Source organism: Streptococcus sp. HMSC072G04 (assembly GCF_001813295.1).
Taxonomy (GTDB): domain Bacteria; phylum Bacillota; class Bacilli; order Lactobacillales; family Streptococcaceae; genus Streptococcus.
In genome coordinates, this window is sequence record NZ_KV812035.1 from 1 (window position 1) to 383 (window position 383).

Genomic DNA, 383 nt, shown 5'->3' on the forward strand with positions numbered 1-383 from the left:
TCGTAGTCATCTGAGATTCCTACTGATTGGATGTTGTCCTTGTTAGTTGCGTCAAACTTAGTTGTATCCAACCATACTTGGTAAACTAATTTTGATCCACGTTCAACAGTCTTAGTATTTAAGTTTTCCACTTCATTATTGATGGTATTGTCCGCATATGGGTCCGCATTGGTATCTGCGTACTTGTCTGCTAACTCTTTATCATCATCAACGAGCTTGTCACCTGTGATATCGTATTTCTCTTTAGAAACAACATATTTTTCTGGTTGGAACTTAGGTTCTTCTGGAGGACGAACTGTGTTATTGAATTCTTTATCAGCTGGTTCTGTCACGTTTGTGATTAAGGCTTTGGCTGTACCATCATGAGAAACAGTAACAGTTAC

General features: G+C 38.4%; 1 protein-coding gene. It reads right to left on the reverse strand.

Translation table 11 applies throughout. From position 1 onward, the window contains the following. Positions 1-383 (reverse strand): hypothetical protein (locus HMPREF2904_RS11950; RefSeq protein WP_256263257.1); only part of this gene is annotated, 383 nt, incomplete at both ends.